The following is a 16,454-nucleotide window of genomic DNA, read 5'->3' as shown; positions in this document are numbered from 1 at the left end:
ATATCCGCGTCGCCTCACCCGATGATCGGGTTCCAGACTCCGAGCATGTGAGCCGCACCGATCGCGACCGCGCAGACGGCCAGACTGAGAAGCACCGCCACGACATCTCGGACCGCGAACTTCGACCGCCTGCGCCACGTCCGTCCAGGACAACCGAATGCCCGACCCTCCATCGCCATCGCCAAGGTCGTCGCCCGGCGGATCGAGACCACGAGCAGGACGAACACCCCGCTGAAGAGGCTACCCGTGCGTCGCAGAAGCGAACCTCCGGCGACACCGCGCGCACGGCGAGCCATCGCCAGCACCTGCCACTCACTGACCAACAGTCCGAGCAGGCGTGAGGCCGCGAGAACCGAGACGACGACGACCTCTGGCAGGCGCAGGTGCTGAATGAGCGCATCGGCGAGGTCACGCGGATCGATCGTCGACGCGAGCACGATGAGCGGGATCGCCAAGGCGAGGGCACGGACGAAGATCGCCGCAGCCGCGGCCAGGGACCCCGTGGTGAACAGAATCGGACCGAAGTCGACGACCACATCCCCGGTCTTCTCCGCCAACAGAGCAGTGCCCCAAGCGGCGAGCAGAGCGCCGGCGGGCAGGAACCACAGCCGCTTGGCCGCGGCCACCAGATCGAGTCCGGTCGCCGGCAGCGCCAGCACTGCTGCCAGCAGCACCACCCCGGCAGAGACCAGATCGATGCTCAGCAGCGCCCCGACCATGAGGATGAGAGCGACTGCGATCTTCGTCAGCGGATTGCACCGAGCCAAAGCGGTCGAACGCACCACGGGGATGAGCTGCCCCGGATCCTGTACCGCGACCTCGGGGGAGTGGCGAACGTGCTCATCGAGGCCCTTACTCACCGCGCTCACCCGCCCTGACATGCGAATCCGACTTATTGCCGTCGGATCGCTCTTCATGGCCGCGGTCGCCGAGCTCGAGGAGATCGGCGCCGATGGCCTCGAGGAACGCCAGATCATGGCTGACCGCCACCACTGCGGAACCGTGATCCAAGGCATCGAGGAACATCTCCACCAACCCCGCCCACGTCAGCGCATCCTGACCGAAGGTCGGCTCATCGACGATGAGCACCCGGGGCCGGGGAGCCAGCATCGCCGCCACCGACAGGCGACGCTTCTCCCCACCGGAGAGACTCTGCGGATGAGCCTGCGCCAAACCGGTGAGACCGAGACCCGCAAGAAGCTCATCCACCCGTGCCTGCGACTCGGCGGCAGACCACCCGGCCAGCCGGGGACCCAGCTCGAGTTCGGCCGCCACGCTCGAGGTGAGGAACTGGTGGGCCGGTTCCTGGAAGACCATCCCGATGCGCGCCGCCAGCTGCTTCGACGGCCACGCGAACGGTCGGGGCCGTTTGGCTCCTTCCCGCAGGGCCGCCTCGGCGAGGACCTGCCCGGAGAATTCGGGCAGCAGGCCCGCCAAGGTCAGGGCCGTGGTCGATTTGCCTGCCCCATTCGCACCGATGATTCCGAGGGCCTGACCGGCGCTCAGGCTCAGGTCCAGTCCGGTCGCGGCGGGGGTGGCCATGCGCGGTCGAGCAACGCTGAGCCGATCTGTGCGTAGCAGAACCTCGCCGAGGCGGCCCGACGTCCCACCGAATCCCTCGGTTCCGCCTCGGCGCGGGGTGGGGGAGTCCTGCGGCATCCAGATGCCGCAGCCGATGAGCGTTTCGGTCAGGTCCGGATCGGTGAAGATATGCTCGGGCGGACCTTGGGCGACGATCCCGTCACCGCCCAGCACGATGACACGGTCGACGTGCTCGGTCCACAGCTCCACCCGGTGTTCGACGACGAGCATGGTCGCCTGTGTCTCGGCCTGCACGGTGAGCACGGCATCGCGGACCTCGGTCGCCGAGGCGGGATCGATATTGGCCGTCGGTTCGTCGAGGACGATGACCTCCGGGGCCATCGCATGGATTCCGGCCAGAGCCAGCCGCTGCTTCTGCCCACCGGACAGGGCAGCACTCGGATGCTCCGGGGCCAGATCGAGTCCCAACGCATGCAGGGACTCGGGGACCTGAGCCTCGATGACCTCGGCCGGGAGTCCGAGGTTCTCCATCCCGAATGCCACATCATCACCGACGCGGGAGAAGATCACCTGCGAATCGGGATCTTGGAGGACCAGCCCGGTGCTGCCTCGGCGAGGATCCGGTTTCTCTCCGCCGACGAGGAGTTCACCGGTGGCCTCACCCGATTCCTCGGGCAGGACACCGGCGACGGCGTGGAGGAACGTCGATTTCCCCGCTCCGGAGGCGCCGAGCAGCAGCACCTTCTCTCCGGCCGCGATCTGCAGGTCGAGCGGACCGACGGCCGGCGCGTCACGGTCGGTGTGCGTCCATGAGAAGCCGGCGGCCGTGATCGGCAGCGCCATCAGCGACGGCCGGAGGCGAAGGAGCTCAGAGCTCCGGTGGCCGCGATCGCCCGGTATGCGTACCAGGCGCCGATCCCGGAGATGACGAGGCCGGAGACGATCGCGCAGACCGCATAGATCGCCTGGAACCCGAACTGCCATTCGGCGTTGTACATGATGTTCTCGCTCACGGCCATGAACGCCGCGGCCAGCACACCCGAAGCGGCGGTGACCCACAGGGTGAAGCGTTTGTACCCGAAGGCGGCGAAGACGAGTTCGGCACCGAGGCCCTGCAGCAGTCCCGAGAGCAGAACGGTCGCCCCGAAGTGGGAGCCGAGCACGGCTTCGACGATCGCGGCGATGAGTTCGCACAGGAGTGCGGCACCGGGTTTGCGGATGATGGCACCGGCCAGCGGACCGGCCAGCACCCAGAGTCCAGCGATGAGGCCGATCGACGGCGGGAATGCTTGGAAGGCGAGTTCGAGAACCTTCCAGCTCAGCGCGAGCACCCAGAAGACGAGTCCCACGGCGATGCCGAGCACGGCGGTGGTGACATAGTCGACGACCCGCCACTGCTTGGTCTTCGGCGCCGCGGTGAAAGCCTGCGCGCGGGCGGGGGTGGTGGTCGGCGCGGTGGTATTCGGCATTGTGCCTCCTCATATCAAGGAGGGGTGAAGAGTCTCGACTTCCTTCGGCGGTACTGACCGCATCAGGTTCGAGGGTCTGCAGCTTCTTCTGCACTCTCAGCGCCCCTGACGGCGCTCCCCTGTCGTAGCCACCACTGTACAACAGGGGAGCGACGCGGAGGCTGGGATCGGAAACGACGCGGAGTCCGGGGTCGGTCATCGAGGATTCACTTCCCGTTTCCCTTCCCGTCGACGGTCCTCGAACGACCGGACACTACTGGTCAGTAGGAATAGGCGGGTGAATACGCATCGACTGAAGAGACCGCTCAGTGTGCCCTGTCCGCCGCCACCCTGCTCGCCGCTCTGGTGGCGGCCCCGGTGCCCGTGCGTGCCGAACCATCTCTCGGCTCGGGCGGCCCGAGTTCGACCGCGAGCCAGGACCCGACGGACACACCCGCCGAGGTGGATGCGGGGAGTGAAGCGATCACCGATCCCGTACTGCAGGTCGGAGCCGACTCGACGACGCGCAACCTCTCGTGGATGAGTGAGAACTCCGGCGGGGGAGAAGTCCAGTGGGCGCCGGTCAATGAACTCGAGGGAGGCGAACTTCCCGCCGACGCGGCAGCGGCTCAGACCACGGACTCCGGTCTCGCCACCGACCTCAAACGTCACTTCAACCATGCGAGCATGACCGACCTGGAACCCGACACCGACTACGCCTACCAGGTCGGCAGCGACGAGGACGGGTTCACCGAGGTGCAGCAGTTCACCACAGGATCGTCTGGAGGAGATGACGAATTCCTCGTCTTCGGCGACCCCCAGGTCGGCGCCGGAGGCGGAGACCCCGACGACGCCACCGGCTGGGACCGGACCCTGTCGACGGCCGTGGCCACTGCCGACGACCCGAGCTTCTTCTACTCCTTGGGAGACCAGGTCAACTCCGCCGGCAACCAAGAGCAGTGCGCGCAGTACCTGGCCCCGGAAGCAACCCGGACGATCCCGCAGGCGACCACGATCGGCAACCACGATGTGTCTTCGAAGGCCTACGAACAGCACTTCAACCGACCCAATGTCAGCCAGGATCACGGCGGCGGAGGCATCATCACCTCCGGCGGCGACTACTGGTTCATCGAAGACGGAGTCCTGTTCCTCAACATCAACTCGAACAGTCCGGACTTGGACGCCCACGCCGAGTTCATCGACGAGGTCGTCGCCGAACACGGTGGCCAGGCACGATGGACTGTGCTGGGATTCCACCATTCGATCTATTCGACGGCAACACATTGGAACGATCTCGATGTGAAGCGGCTGCGGAAGGCGATCCCACCGGTCGCGGCCCGCAATGACATCGACCTCGTCGTCTCCGGCCACGACCACATCTATAACCGCACCTTCCTCATGGACGGGGAGGGCAAGCCCGTCGAGGGCTCCGAAGCGGGAGCCGAGGAGGAGAAGGAAGACGGGCAGACGCTCTACCTCACGCTGACCTCGTCATCGGGATCGAAGTTCTACAACTACGTTCCCGGCCTCGACTGGGAAGGCAAGAGCGTCCACAACGACGTGCCCGCCTTCACCCGAGTCCGCGTCAGCGACGAAGCGCTGCGGGCGACGACCTATGAGGTGCCCGCTGGGGGAGCGTCGGCCGATGGCGAACGGGCGGAAGCGCAGGCAACAGCCGAGCAGATCGACGATGTCGAACTCAGGCGCGCCGAGGCGGACGACCCCGCCCCGGGCGCCGAGGCAGAAGCGGCCGAGGCGAACGCCGCAGGGACGAATGATGATGCGGGTTCCTCCGGGACCGCCTCGGCGGGTGGGGATGGAGACCTTCCCCGCACCGGCGGCGGGCTCAGCTGATTGCCACAGCCTTGCTGATCGGCCCGACGCTTCGCATCAGCTCGGTACCACCATGACCGGGCCTCCGGCGTGATTGAGTACTCCGCGCGAGACCGATCCCAGCAGGGCGCTGCGGATCCGTCCGCGCCCGCGGGTGCCCATCACCGTCAGCTGAGCGCGCGAACTGATCTCGACGAGGGTCTCGGTCGGATCGCCGACCGGCACCGAGTTGGTCACCGTCAGGTCCGGGAACTGCTCGGACAGCGTCGCGGCCTCCTTCTCCAGACCTTCGGCCAGCTGCTTCTTCCGTCGCGCGGTGACCTCGGAGCTGAGTTCGAGATCGGGGTACCAATAGAGCCACTCCTCACCGGCCGGCAGCACCACGACGAGTTCGAGCTCCGCTCCGCGTAGGGTCGCCTCGGCGGCTGCGGTGAACATGGCGACCCGACCGGTCTCGGACCCGTCGACCGCGACGACCACCGGGCCAGTGTCCGCGGACGCTGAAGTCGACCGTTCGGCAACAACGATCGTCGGGCAGTGAGCATGCGCCGGCAGGGCCGTGGACACGGAGCCGAGGACGCGGCCCATGAAGCCGCCGCGCCCGCGGGCGCCGACGATGACGACTTCGGCATCGGCGCTGAGAGTCACGAGCGCACCGGCGGAGTTGCCGGGTTCGGTGCGGAAGGACGTCTCACCGGGGTAGTCGCGCAGAAGGTCGACCGCCTCGGCGAGGGTCTTCTCCGCTTGCTTCCTCGCCTTCTCGTCTTCCGGCTCGCTGGGGATGGAGGCCATATTCGGGTAGATCATCGTCGGCAGCTCATAGGCGGTGACGACGGTGAGAACGGTTCTGCGTCGTTCGGCTTCGATGGCGCCGTAGCGGACGGCTTGGGCGGCGAGTTCGGAACCGTCGAAGCCGACGAGGACACCGAGTTCGAGGTTCAGGCCGGATTCGGACGGATTGGTTTGAGCAGACATCTCGCACCTCTCGATCGGGGCCAGAACAACCCAGACGCCGACGACGGCCCCGACAGACGATATCGTCCGCGTCGCCTTCAGTCTACCAAGCAAATTCTACGGACTGTAGAAAAAGTCCGGAGGTGAGAAGCTTCGTCTCACCCGGGCGCGCCCGTGGCTCAGACGCGGAAGCCCAGGTGGGCCAGCGCGATGCGCAGAATATGGTCCTGGCCGTAGCAGAGCTCGCCGACGATATCGGGGCGCAGAGTCTCCTCGGGGGTCAGCCAGTCGAGGCTGAGGGCATCGGCCCGCGGAGTGCATTCGCCGCGGACCTCCATGATGAAGCACATGGCGATCGCGTGCTGGCGCGGATCATGGAGGAGGGCCGAACCCTCGGTGGGGAAGTATTCGGCGATGTGGAACGGGCTGATCGCCGGCGGAATGACCGGCAGCGCCATCGGGCCGAGGTCGTTCTCGGCGTGACGCACCAGCGCGGTGCGGATCGTCTCATGGAAGCGGATCCGCCCGCCCACGACCTCCCGTCCGAGGGTGCCGTCCTCGAGGCTGCGCAGCAGCAGGCCGATGCGTTCGACGTTGCCGGTCTCGCCCACCCGCACCGGGATGGCGTTGACATAGGGGATCGGCATGCGTCTGCGCAGGCGCGCATATTCCGCGTCGTCGAACCAGTTCTCGTCGAAGTCCAGGGCAGTCCGAGTCATGACCCAATATTCCCACAACCATCCCTCGCGGCAGAAGAGCATGGAGACCCCGTTGGTGAACTGGGACACGCTTCGGGTAAAATATCTTGATGTCGAGATAAATTTCCGACCGGCAGGGACCTGCCAAGTGACGTGGCCTACAGTTGTGTCAGCACTACGTGACCATTTCCGGTCAAGGACTATGAAGGGGTATCCATGATCAATCATGAAGTCCGCACCTACAAGAGCTCAGAGAACCTGGCTCGCGAAGATCAGCTCGCATGGAAGATCGCCGAGGTCGCATCCGACCCGACGCCGATCGATTCAGATGTCACCGAAATGGTCATCAACCGCGTCATCGACAACGCTTCTGTGGCTGCCGCATCCGTGCGTCGCTCCGCTCCGACCCATGCTCGCGAACAGGCCCAGACCCACCCGTTCAATCCCGGTGCCAACATCTTCGGTCTGCCGGTGAGTGACCGCTTCTCACCGGAATGGGCCGCTTGGGCCAACGGTGTGGCCGTGCGCGAACTCGATTTCCACGACACCTTCCTCGCCGCAGAGTACTCACACCCCGGAGACAACATTCCTGCCGTGCTCGCAGTCGCCCAGCACAAGGGCATCGGCGGCAAAGACCTCATCAACGGTGTGGCCACCGGCTACGAGATCCAGGTCGACCTCGTCAAGGGAATGTGCCTGCACGAGCACAAGATCGACCATGTCGCCCACCTCGGTCCCTCGGCTGCCGCCGGTATCGGCGCAATGCTCCGCCTGCCCACGGAGGTCACCTTCCAGGCCGTCCAGCAGGCACTGCACGTGACGACGGCGACCCGTCAGTCGCGCAAGGGCGAGATCTCGTCCTGGAAGGCCCACGCTCCGGCGTTCGCCGGCAAGATGGCCGTCGAATCCGTCGACCGTGCGATGCGCGGCGAGGGCGCCCCGAACCCGATCTACGAAGGCGAGGACGGCTTCATCGCCTGGATCCTCTCCGGCCCCGAAGCCCGCTACACCATCCCGCTGCCGGGCAAGGGCGAAGCGAAGCGCGCGATCCTCGACACCTACACCAAGGAGCACTCGGCCGAATATCAGGCCCAGGCGCTCATCGACCTCGCCCGCAAGCTCGGCGGACAGATCGAGGACCTGACGAAGATCAAGCGCATCGTCATCCACACCTCGCACCACACCCACAACGTCATCGGCACCGGTGCGAACGATCCGCAGAAGATGGATCCTCGTGCCAGCCGCGAGACCCTCGACCACTCGATCATGTACATCTTCGCCGTGGCCATGCAGGACCAGGGCTGGCACCACGAGCACTCATATGCTCCCGAGCGCGCCGGTCGTCCCGACACGGTCGAACTGTGGCACAAGATCGAGACCACCGAGGATCCAGAGTGGACCCGCCGCTACCACTCGATCGACCCCAACGAGAAGGCCTTCGGCGGTCGCGTGGAGATCGAATTCGAGGACGGCTCGACGCTGACCGACGAGATCGCCGTCGCCGACGCCCACCCGTTCGGTGCCCGTCCCTTCGCCCGTGCGAACTACATCGAAAAGTTCAAGACCCTGGCCGAGGGCATCGTTTCCGACTCCGAGCAGGCTCGCTTCCTCGATCTGGCCGAGAACCTCGAGAGCCTCGACGCCAAGGGCGTTGCGGAACTGAGCTTCGCCGTCGACGGACTCGAGCACAGCGGATCGAAGGGAATCTTCTGATGCTCGGCGCACAGGCAACCCCCGCCGAGCGCCGCGCCACGTTCCGCGAGCTGCTCGCCGGCGACGAGATCGTCCAGTTCCCCGGCGCCATCAACCCGATCAACGCTCAGCTCATCGAGCAGACCGGCTTCGAAGGCGTCTACATCTCCGGCGGCGCGTTCTCCGCGGCCATGGGCCTGCCCGACATCGGGCTGACCACGCTCACCGAGGTGGCCGACCACGGCCGCAATATCGCCCGAGTGACGAACCTGCCGACCTTCATCGACGCCGACACCGGATGGGGCGAAGCCATGAATGTGGCCCGCACCGTCCAGGAGTTCGAGGACGCCGGAATCTCGGGCATGCACCTGGAGGATCAGGTCAACCCGAAGCGCTGCGGCCACCTCGACGGCAAGGAGGTCGTGACCGCGGCCGAGATGTCCAAGCGCATCAAGGCCGCCGTCAAGGGACGCCGAGACGAGAACTTCGTCATCTGCGCCCGCACCGACTCCCGCGCCGGAGAGGGCCTCGACGCCGCCATCGACCGGGCGAAAGCCTACGCCGATGCGGGAGCGGACATGATCTTCCCCGAGGCGATGAGAGATCTCGGAGAATTCGAGAGATTCGCCTCGGCCGTCGACGTGCCGATCCTGGCGAACATGACGGAATTCGGAAAGAGCGAACTGTTCACCACCGAACAGTTGGCGAATGTCGGAGTCAAACTTGTGATCTACCCGGTCACGACTCTGCGCATCGCCATGGGTGCGATCAAATCGGGCCTGCAGACCATTCGGGACAAGGGCACTCAGGTGGACCTGCTCGAGGGCATGCAGACCCGTGCGGACCTGTATGACACGATCGACTACTCGGCGTACAACGAGTTCGACGCCGCAGTATTCAACTTCTCACAGGAGGGTCACCAGTGACCGAAGAAATCAAGAAGGGCCTCGCCGGTGTCGTGGTCGACACCACCGCAGTGTCCAAAGTGGTCCAGGAGACCAACTCTCTGACCTACCGCGGCTACCCCGTGCAGGAGCTCGCCGCCAAGCGCAGCTTCGAAGACGTCGCCTACCTCATCTGGAACGGCGAACTGCCCACCGAGGCGCAGCTGGCAGAATTCCAGGAACGCGAACGCTCCCAGCGTGCCGTCGATGACAAGCTCGTCGACCTCATCCTCGGCCTGCCCAAGGACTGCCACCCGATGCACGTCGTGCAGACGGCCGTGGCCTACCTGGGCGCCGTCGACCCCGAGGCCGACGCCGAGGGCGCCGAGGCGAACCTCGCGAAGGCCGAGCGTCTCTACGCCCAGCTGCCGACGATCGTGGCCATCGACCACCGTCGTCGTCACGGCCTCGACCCGATCGCCCCGACGAAGGACCTCGGCTACGCCGCGAACTTCTTCAAGATGGTCTTCGACGAAGTTCCCGCCGAGGAGGTCGTGCGCTGCTTCGACGTGTCGATGATCCTCTACGCCGAGCACTCGTTCAACGCCTCGACCTTCACCGGTCGCGTCATCACCTCGACCACCTCGGACCTGTACTCGGCGGTCGCCGGTGCCATCGGTGCGCTCAAGGGCCCGCTGCACGGCGGAGCGAACGAAGCCGTCATGGCGATGCTCGAAGAGGTCGGCACCGCCGACAAGGCGTCTGCCTGGATCGACGAGGCATTGGCCAAGAAGGCGAAGATCATGGGCTTCGGCCACCGCGTGTACAAGAACGGCGATTCGCGCGTTCCGACCATGCGCAAGGCCTTCGAGGACATGGTCGCCGTCAAGGGTGCGAACGATCTGCTCGATCTGTACAACACCTTCGAAGAGGACTTCGTCGGGCGCAAGGGCATCTACCCGAACCTCGACTATCCCTCGGGCCCGGCCTACCACCTCATGGGCTTCGACACCGAGCAGTTCACCCCGATCTTCGTGATGGCTCGCATCACCGGCTGGACCGCGCACATCTTCGAGCAGCAGGCCAGCAACGCTCTCATCCGTCCCCTGAGCGCCTACGACGGTGAGGACCAGCGCGAGGTTCCCGACAGTCGGGGCTGACCTCTCGAAAGGCAGAACACACATGAGACCAGACGGTACATACCGTCCGGTCGATCTCGAGGGTTTCGACTTCGCCGTCTCCGGTGGGGTCGGAACCCTCGTCATTGATCGGACCGAAAAGCGCAATGCGATCTCCCGGCCCATGTGGCGGGCGCTGCCGCAGATCATCGCGAACGTCGATGCCGATGATTCGATCGGCGCGCTCGTGATCACAGGAGCCGGCGGACACTTCTCCGCCGGTTCGGACATTGCCGACCTCAATGTGCCGCTCGATGATTTCTGGGACCTCAACTCCACCGCCGAGGCGGCCCTGGCGAACTCGCGGACACCGACGATCGCCGCGATCACCGGCAACTGCGTGGGCGGGGGAACGGAGATCGCCGCGGCCTGCGATATCCGCATCGCCGCCCCCGGATCGATCTTCGGCGTCACCGCAGCCAAGCTCGGACTCGTCTACCCGGCCGGACCCACGAAGCGACTGGCTCGAATCCTCGGTGATGCCTGGGCGAGGTATCTGCTCATCACGGCCTCGATCGTGAAATTCGAGACGATGGCCGAACTCGGCTTCTTCCACGAGGTCTCCGACACCCCGCTCGAGACGGCGCAGGCTCTGGGGGAGCGGATCGTGGGACTGTCCCGGCTCAGCCAGGTCGGAGCCAAGGCGATCCTCGACGGTGAACTGACCGAGGGCACACAGCCGCCTCGGTGGCTCGATGATGCCTACCGGGACGAGATCATCCGCGGCCAGGAAGCCTTCTTTGCCAAGGAGCCGCCGGAATTCGGCTTCGCCAAATCCGCATGGCAGAACGGTTCCTGAGTTCGTGGGCACGGAGTCCCGAGGAGAGGATAAACTGAGCGAATGCGCCTAGCAGTCCTCGATATCGGCTCCAACAGCGTCCACCTCCTGGTCGTCGACGCCCACGTCGGAGCACCGCCCCTGCCGGCCACCTCGCACAAGGAGGTGCTCCGGCTCGCCGAATACCTGAGCGACGACGGTTCGATCGATGCCGAAGGTCAGGAACGACTGCGTTCCTTCATCGCCGATGCCGTCGAGATCGCCGAAGACCAGGGGGCGGAGCAGATTCTCGCATTCGCCACCTCGGCGGTCAGGGAAGCTCCGAATGGGGTCAGCCTCATCGAATCGATCAACGCCCAGCTCGGGGTCACCCTCAACGTCATGTCCGGCCGTGACGAAGCACGCGTGACTTTCCTCGCCGCCCGCCGCTGGTTCGGGTGGTCGGCGGGGAAGATCCTGCTGCTCGACATCGGCGGCGGTTCATTGGAGATCGCGGCAGGTCAGGACGAGTACCCGCAGGCCGCCGTGTCGGTTCCGCTCGGAGCCGGACGCACCTATTCGGATTTCCTCCCTGACCCGGTGCCCACTGCAGAAGACATCCACCGGCTGCGCAAGCATGCCCGGGCGCAGATCGGACGCATCGCCGGCGACATCAATCGGGTCGGAGTGCCCGACCAGGTCGTCGGTTCGTCGAAGACCTTCCGCTCCCTGGCGCGCATCGCCGGTGCCGCTCCGAGCGGCGACGGAATCTATGCTCCCAGGAAGCTCTTCCGCCGCGACCTCGAAGGCATCATCGACACCCTCGCATCCCGCACCCCCGAAGAGCGGGCGACCCTGCCCGGCGTCTCCGAGGCGCGTGCCGGTCAGGTGCTGGCCGGAGCGATCGTCGCCGAGGCGGCCTTCACGATCTTCGACATCGGCGTGATGAACATCTCCCCATGGGCGCTGCGCGAAGGCATCATCATGCGCAAACTCGACCTCCTCGACTCTGCCGAGCAGTCCTCGGCGATGCGCGTGGAGACCGTCTCCGCCCTCGACTGAGCCGCCCTCACGGACCTCGCAACGCCTGCCCGTCACGCCGCGCTTCGGCCGCCGATCTCAGCAGGCTTTCGCTACCGGTCGGTATCGCCGTTCAGAATAGCCTGCTAGTTTTTGATTATTCGCCGCAGTGCGCCCTCGGCATCAACCGCTGGGGTGACAATGGTGAATGACAACAACGTCTGAAAGAAAGTGCGCTTCTGCCGATGCGAAATGGTGAGCTGTCCCCGAACTTCCGTGACCAGGCACTCGAGACACTGAAGAAGACGAGCGCGGCGGACCCGCTCGACGTCTTCGTCGTCGGTGGGGGAGTCACCGGAGCAGGATCGGCCTTCGACGCAGCCACCCGCGGACTCAAGGTCGGCGTCGTCGATGCCAAGGACTGGGCCTCGGGAACCTCGTCCCGGTCCTCGAAGCTCATGCACGGCGGACTGCGCTACCTCGAGATGCTCGACTTCAAACTCGTTGCCGAGGCTCTCAAGGAACGCGACCTGCTGCTCCAGCACACCGCACCCCATCTCGTCGAACCCGTCGCCTTCGTTTTCCCCTTCGAACACCGCCTCATCGACCGCGCTTTCATCGGCTCCGGCGTGCTCCTCTACGACACGATGGCCACTCGGCCGGGCCGCAAACGGGCCGTGCCGATGCACCGCCACCTGGGGAAGAAGGCACTGAGCTCCCACTTCCCGGGCTTGGCCGACGACGCCGCCGTCGGAGCCCTCGAATACTATGACGCGAAGGTCGATGACGCCCGCTTCGTCATGACCCTGGTCCGCTCGGCCGTGAGCTACGGGGCCGCAGCCGCCAACCACGTCTCCGTCATCGGCTACCTCCACGACGGCGACCAGGTCACCGGCGTCCACGCCCGGGACGAGATCACCGGTGAAGAATTCGACATCCATGCCCGCCGCACCATCCTCGCCGGAGGAGTCTGGACCGAAGAGCAGCAGGATCTGGCGAAGGCCGATGCCGGACTCAAGGTGCTCGCCTCCAAGGGCGTGCACATCACGGTGGCCGAGGACAAGATCAAGGCCGACCCGAACACCGGAATCATCTCGAAGACGGAGAAGTCCGTCCTCTTCGTCATCCCCTGGGAAGGCTATTGGGTCATCGGCACCACCGATACCCCGTGGAACGAAGACGTCGACGCCCCGGTGGCGACCTCGCAGGACATCGACTACCTGCTCGAACACGCCAACGCCATCCTCGCCGACAAACTCACCCGCGACGACGTCATCGGCGTCTACTCCGGACTGCGGCCGCTGCTCCAGCCGGTCGTCAAGGAGGGGCAGGCTTCGACGAAGGTCTCCCGCGAGCACACCGTGATGGAGGTCGAACCGGCCCTCGCCGCGATCGCCGGAGGCAAGTTCACCACCTACCGGGTGATGGCCGAAGACGCCGTCGACTTCGTCCTCGGCGACGATGCGAAGGACCGCCGGTCGCTCACCGAATCCGTGCCGCTGCTCGGCGCCCAGGGAGTGGGTGCGCTGCGGCGCGGCCAATCCGGGATCGCGGAGAAGTACGGCTGGGACGAAGACCGCGTCAAGCGGCTCATCCGCCGCTACGGCACCCTCATCGAGGATCTGCTCGACCTCGTTGATGAGGATCCCGAGCTCGGTCAGCCGCTGGAAGGCGCCGAACGCTACCTGCGCGTCGAGGCCCACTACGCGGCCGCAGCAGAGGGGGCCGTCCACCTCGGCGACATCCTCGAGAGGCGGATGCGGCTGAACTACGAAGCCCCGGACCGAGGCAAGAACGCCGCCGAGGCGGTCGCGGCCATCGTCGCGCCCGTCCTCGGATGGGGCGCCGATCGGCAGTCGGCCGAGGTTGAGAAATTCAACGCTCACGTCGACGCTCAGGTCGCGGCCGAGGCCACCGACGACGACGCCTCGGCGGCGGCCCTGGTCGGGGAGACTCTCCACTGAACCGTGCACAGCGAAGTGCGGAACCACAACGGAATACCGACAACTGAATATCGACCGACCCGGAGCATCCTCCGGGTCGACCATCGGCCGGAACACCCACCGGAAATGCAAACAATAGGAGTTTGTGAGATATGGGCACTATCTTCCTCTATGAGATCGCCGGTACAGCGATGCTCATGCTGCTCGGCGTCGGCGTCGTTGCCAACGTCGTCCTGACCAAGACCAAAGGCAACGGCGGCGGCTGGCTGCTGATCTCCTTCGGCTGGGGCCTCGGCGTCTTCGCCGGTGTCTTCGTCGCTTTTAAGACCGGAGCACACCTCAACCCCGCCGTGACCTTCGGCATCCTCTTCAGCGGGGCGAGCGAATACGCCGACGGCATCCCCGTCAACTTCGCCAACACGGTGGCCTACCTCGCCGCCGAACTCATCGGTGCGATGATCGGTGCAGTCCTCGCTTGGGCGGTGTACAAGAAGCACTACGACGAGGAGAAGGACGCCGGGAGCATCCTCGGCACCTTCTCGACCGGGCCGGAGATCCGCTCCTACGGCTGGAACTTCGTCACCGAAGTCGTGGCCACTTTCGTGCTCGTCATCGTCATCCTCCTGTTCGGTGGAACACCGGACAGGCTCGGACCGCTGGCAGTCGCACTGATCGTCGTCGCCATCGGCGCCTCCTTGGGCGGACCGACCGGCTACGCGATCAACCCTGCCCGTGACCTCGGTCCGCGCATCGTCCATGCGCTGCTGCCGATTCCGAACAAGGGCGGCTCCGACTGGGCTTACTCGTGGGTGCCGATCGCCGGGCCTCTCGTCGGTGCGGTGCTTGCCGGCCTGGCCTCACAGGCGTTCGTCTGAGTACGATCGCAGACAACCGACCACGATCACAGACAATCACTTCGACACAGGAGTCAGAATGAGTCAGGAAAAGTTCATCCTCGCCGTCGACCAGGGCACCACCTCGTCGCGGGCGATCGTCTTCAACCATGACGGACAGATCGTGTCGTCCGGCCAGCTCGAGCACGAGCAGATCTTCCCTCGCGCCGGCTGGGTCGAGCACGACCCGGTTGAGATCATCAAGAACACCAACGAGGCGATCGGTCAGGCCCTGACCCGGGCGAACATCAACCGCCACCAGCTCGAGGGCGTCGGTATCACGAACCAGCGTGAGACCACCGTCATCTGGAACAAGAACACCGGCGAACCCGTCTACAACGCCATCGTGTGGCAGGACGCGCGCACCCAGAAGGTCTGCGACGAACTCGCCGGGGACGAGGGACCGGACAAGTACAAGGACCGGGTGGGTCTGCCTCTTGCGACCTATTTCGCCGGACCGAAGGCCAAATGGATCTTCGACAACGTCGACGGGGTCAAGGAAGCCGCCGCGGCCGGGGACTTGCTCTTCGGCACCATGGACACGTGGGTGATCTGGAACCTCACCGGCGGCGTCAACGGCGGAATCCACGTCACCGATGTCACGAATGCCTCACGGACGATGCTGATGAACATCGACACGCTCGATTGGAACCCCGATATCGCGGCGGATATGGGCATTCCCGTCGAGATGCTGCCGGAGATCAGGTCCTGCTCGGAGATCTACGGCTACGGGGCGAAGAACGGACTCATCATCGACACCCCGATCTGCGGCATCCTCGGCGATCAGCAGGCTGCGACCTTCGGTCAGGCCTGCTTCGAGAAGGGGCAGGCGAAGAACACCTACGGCACCGGCAACTTCATGCTCATCAACACCGGAAACGAGCCGGTGGCCAGCAAGAACGGCCTGCTCACCACGGTCGCGTACAAGATCGGCGAGGACGACGCCGTCTACGCGCTCGAGGGTTCGGTGGCCGTGACCGGTTCGCTCGTCCAATGGCTGCGCGACAACTTCGGCATCATCAAGGACGCCCCCGAGGTCGAGACCCTGGCCAAGCAGGTCGAGGACAACGGCGGCTGCTATATCGTGCCCGCGTTCTCCGGGCTCTTCGCCCCGCACTGGGAGTCCGATGCCCGCGGCGTGATGGTGGGTCTGACCCGGTATGTCAACAAGAACCACATCGCCCGTGCAGCCCTGGAGTCCGTGGCCTTCCAGTCCCGTGAGGTGCTCGACTCGATGAACCTCGACTCGGGTGTCGAGCTCACCGAGCTCAAGGTCGACGGAGGCATGGTCGCGAACGAAACGCTCATGCAGTTCCAGGCTGACCTCCTCGGCGTGCCCGTCATCCGTCCCGAGGTCATCGAGACCACGGCGCTGGGCGCGGCCTATGCGGCGGGCATCGCCGTGAAGTTCTGGAACGGCGAGGACGACGTGAAGGGCAACTGGCGTGAGGACAAGCGCTGGAACCCGTCGATGGACGACGAGACGGTCGACCGTCTCTACCGCCTCTGGAACAAGGCCGTCGAACGCTCCAAGGGGTGGGTCGACGAGGACACCGAAACCCTCTACGGCTGAATTACTACCCGACGGCGGCCCAGCAACCTCGCGCGAGGT

Annotated in this window: 14 protein-coding genes and 1 riboswitch; of the genes, 9 read left to right on the top strand and 5 right to left on the bottom strand. The window is 65.4% G+C overall.

Translation table 11 applies throughout. The features are described 5' to 3' along the window. Positions 1-14 precede the first annotated feature (14 nt). From AD89_RS0107585 to AD89_RS0107575, 3 genes are read right to left on the bottom strand one after another with little or no spacing between them, the layout of a single operon-like run. Entirely contained in the window at positions 15-860 is an 846-nt protein-coding gene (locus AD89_RS0107585) for an energy-coupling factor transporter transmembrane component T family protein (protein ID WP_025778002.1), read from the bottom strand. Beyond that, on the bottom strand, positions 853-2,385 hold the full coding sequence (locus tag AD89_RS0107580; protein WP_025778001.1) for an ABC transporter ATP-binding protein: 1,533 nt from the start codon (positions 2,383-2,385) through the stop codon (positions 853-855). Before AD89_RS0107580 ends, AD89_RS0107585 begins: the two co-directional genes overlap by 8 nt. After that, on the bottom strand, positions 2,385-3,011 hold the full coding sequence (locus AD89_RS0107575) for an ECF transporter S component (RefSeq protein WP_025778000.1): 627 nt from the start codon (positions 3,009-3,011) through the stop codon (positions 2,385-2,387). Before AD89_RS0107575 ends, AD89_RS0107580 begins: the two co-directional genes overlap by 1 nt. 22 nt (positions 3,012-3,033) lie before the next feature. Next, positions 3,034-3,142, bottom strand: a riboswitch (TPP riboswitch). A gap of 214 nt (positions 3,143-3,356) precedes the next feature. Between AD89_RS0107575 and AD89_RS18295 the strand changes: the two genes are divergently transcribed. Further along, entirely contained in the window at positions 3,357-4,844 is a 1,488-nt protein-coding gene (locus AD89_RS18295) for a fibronectin type III domain-containing protein (RefSeq protein ID WP_081770372.1), read from the top strand. Positions 4,845-4,880: 36 nt separating this feature from the next. Here AD89_RS18295 and AD89_RS0107565 read toward each other — a convergent pair whose 3' ends face one another. Together AD89_RS0107565 and AD89_RS0107560 are read right to left on the bottom strand one after the other, a co-directional pair. Continuing rightward, a complete protein-coding gene (locus tag AD89_RS0107565) occupies positions 4,881-5,798 on the bottom strand; it encodes a universal stress protein (protein ID WP_025777998.1) in 918 nt (305 codons plus the stop codon). A gap of 158 nt (positions 5,799-5,956) precedes the next feature. Then, positions 5,957-6,496: a DUF4916 domain-containing protein gene (locus tag AD89_RS0107560; protein ID WP_025777997.1), complete on the bottom strand. Its 540-nt coding sequence runs from the start codon at positions 6,494-6,496 to the stop codon at positions 5,957-5,959. Positions 6,497-6,691: 195 nt separating this feature from the next. On the opposite strand from AD89_RS0107560, the gene AD89_RS0107555 reads away from it, so the two are divergent. From AD89_RS0107555 to glpK, 8 genes are all read left to right on the top strand, one after another. After that, positions 6,692-8,188: an MmgE/PrpD family protein gene (locus AD89_RS0107555; protein ID WP_025777996.1), complete on the top strand. Its 1,497-nt coding sequence runs from the start codon at positions 6,692-6,694 to the stop codon at positions 8,186-8,188. Then, positions 8,188-9,093, top strand: a complete 906-nt coding sequence (gene prpB / locus AD89_RS0107550) for a methylisocitrate lyase (RefSeq protein WP_025777995.1) — start codon at positions 8,188-8,190, stop codon at positions 9,091-9,093. The genes AD89_RS0107555 and prpB overlap by 1 nt, the downstream gene beginning before the upstream one ends. Continuing rightward, entirely contained in the window at positions 9,090-10,211 is a 1,122-nt protein-coding gene (locus AD89_RS0107545; protein ID WP_025777994.1) for a bifunctional 2-methylcitrate synthase/citrate synthase, read from the top strand. The genes prpB and AD89_RS0107545 overlap by 4 nt, the downstream gene beginning before the upstream one ends. Before the next feature lie 22 nt (positions 10,212-10,233). Next, the gene (locus AD89_RS0107540; RefSeq protein ID WP_025777993.1) at positions 10,234-11,028 is read left to right on the top strand and encodes an enoyl-CoA hydratase/isomerase family protein; all 795 of its coding nucleotides are present in this window, start codon (positions 10,234-10,236) and stop codon (positions 11,026-11,028) included. Between the two features lie 42 nt (positions 11,029-11,070). After that, positions 11,071-12,048, top strand: coding sequence for a Ppx/GppA phosphatase family protein (locus AD89_RS0107535; protein WP_025777992.1), 978 nt, complete (start codon positions 11,071-11,073; stop codon positions 12,046-12,048). A gap of 203 nt (positions 12,049-12,251) precedes the next feature. Continuing rightward, on the top strand, positions 12,252-13,970 hold the full coding sequence (locus AD89_RS0107530) for a glycerol-3-phosphate dehydrogenase/oxidase (RefSeq protein WP_025777991.1): 1,719 nt from the start codon (positions 12,252-12,254) through the stop codon (positions 13,968-13,970). Between the two features lie 131 nt (positions 13,971-14,101). After that, positions 14,102-14,824, top strand: coding sequence for an MIP/aquaporin family protein (locus AD89_RS0107525; protein WP_025777990.1), 723 nt, complete (start codon positions 14,102-14,104; stop codon positions 14,822-14,824). Between the two features lie 58 nt (positions 14,825-14,882). Then, the gene (gene glpK, locus AD89_RS0107520) at positions 14,883-16,415 is read left to right on the top strand and encodes a glycerol kinase GlpK (RefSeq protein ID WP_025777989.1); all 1,533 of its coding nucleotides are present in this window, start codon (positions 14,883-14,885) and stop codon (positions 16,413-16,415) included. Positions 16,416-16,454 lie beyond the last annotated feature (39 nt).

It is taken from the genome of Brevibacterium sp. VCM10 (assembly GCF_000583215.1).
Lineage (GTDB): Bacteria > Actinomycetota > Actinomycetes > Actinomycetales > Brevibacteriaceae > Brevibacterium > Brevibacterium linens.
Note: the sequence above shows the minus strand (reverse complement) of the source record. Positions and strands in the feature narration are given on the sequence as shown.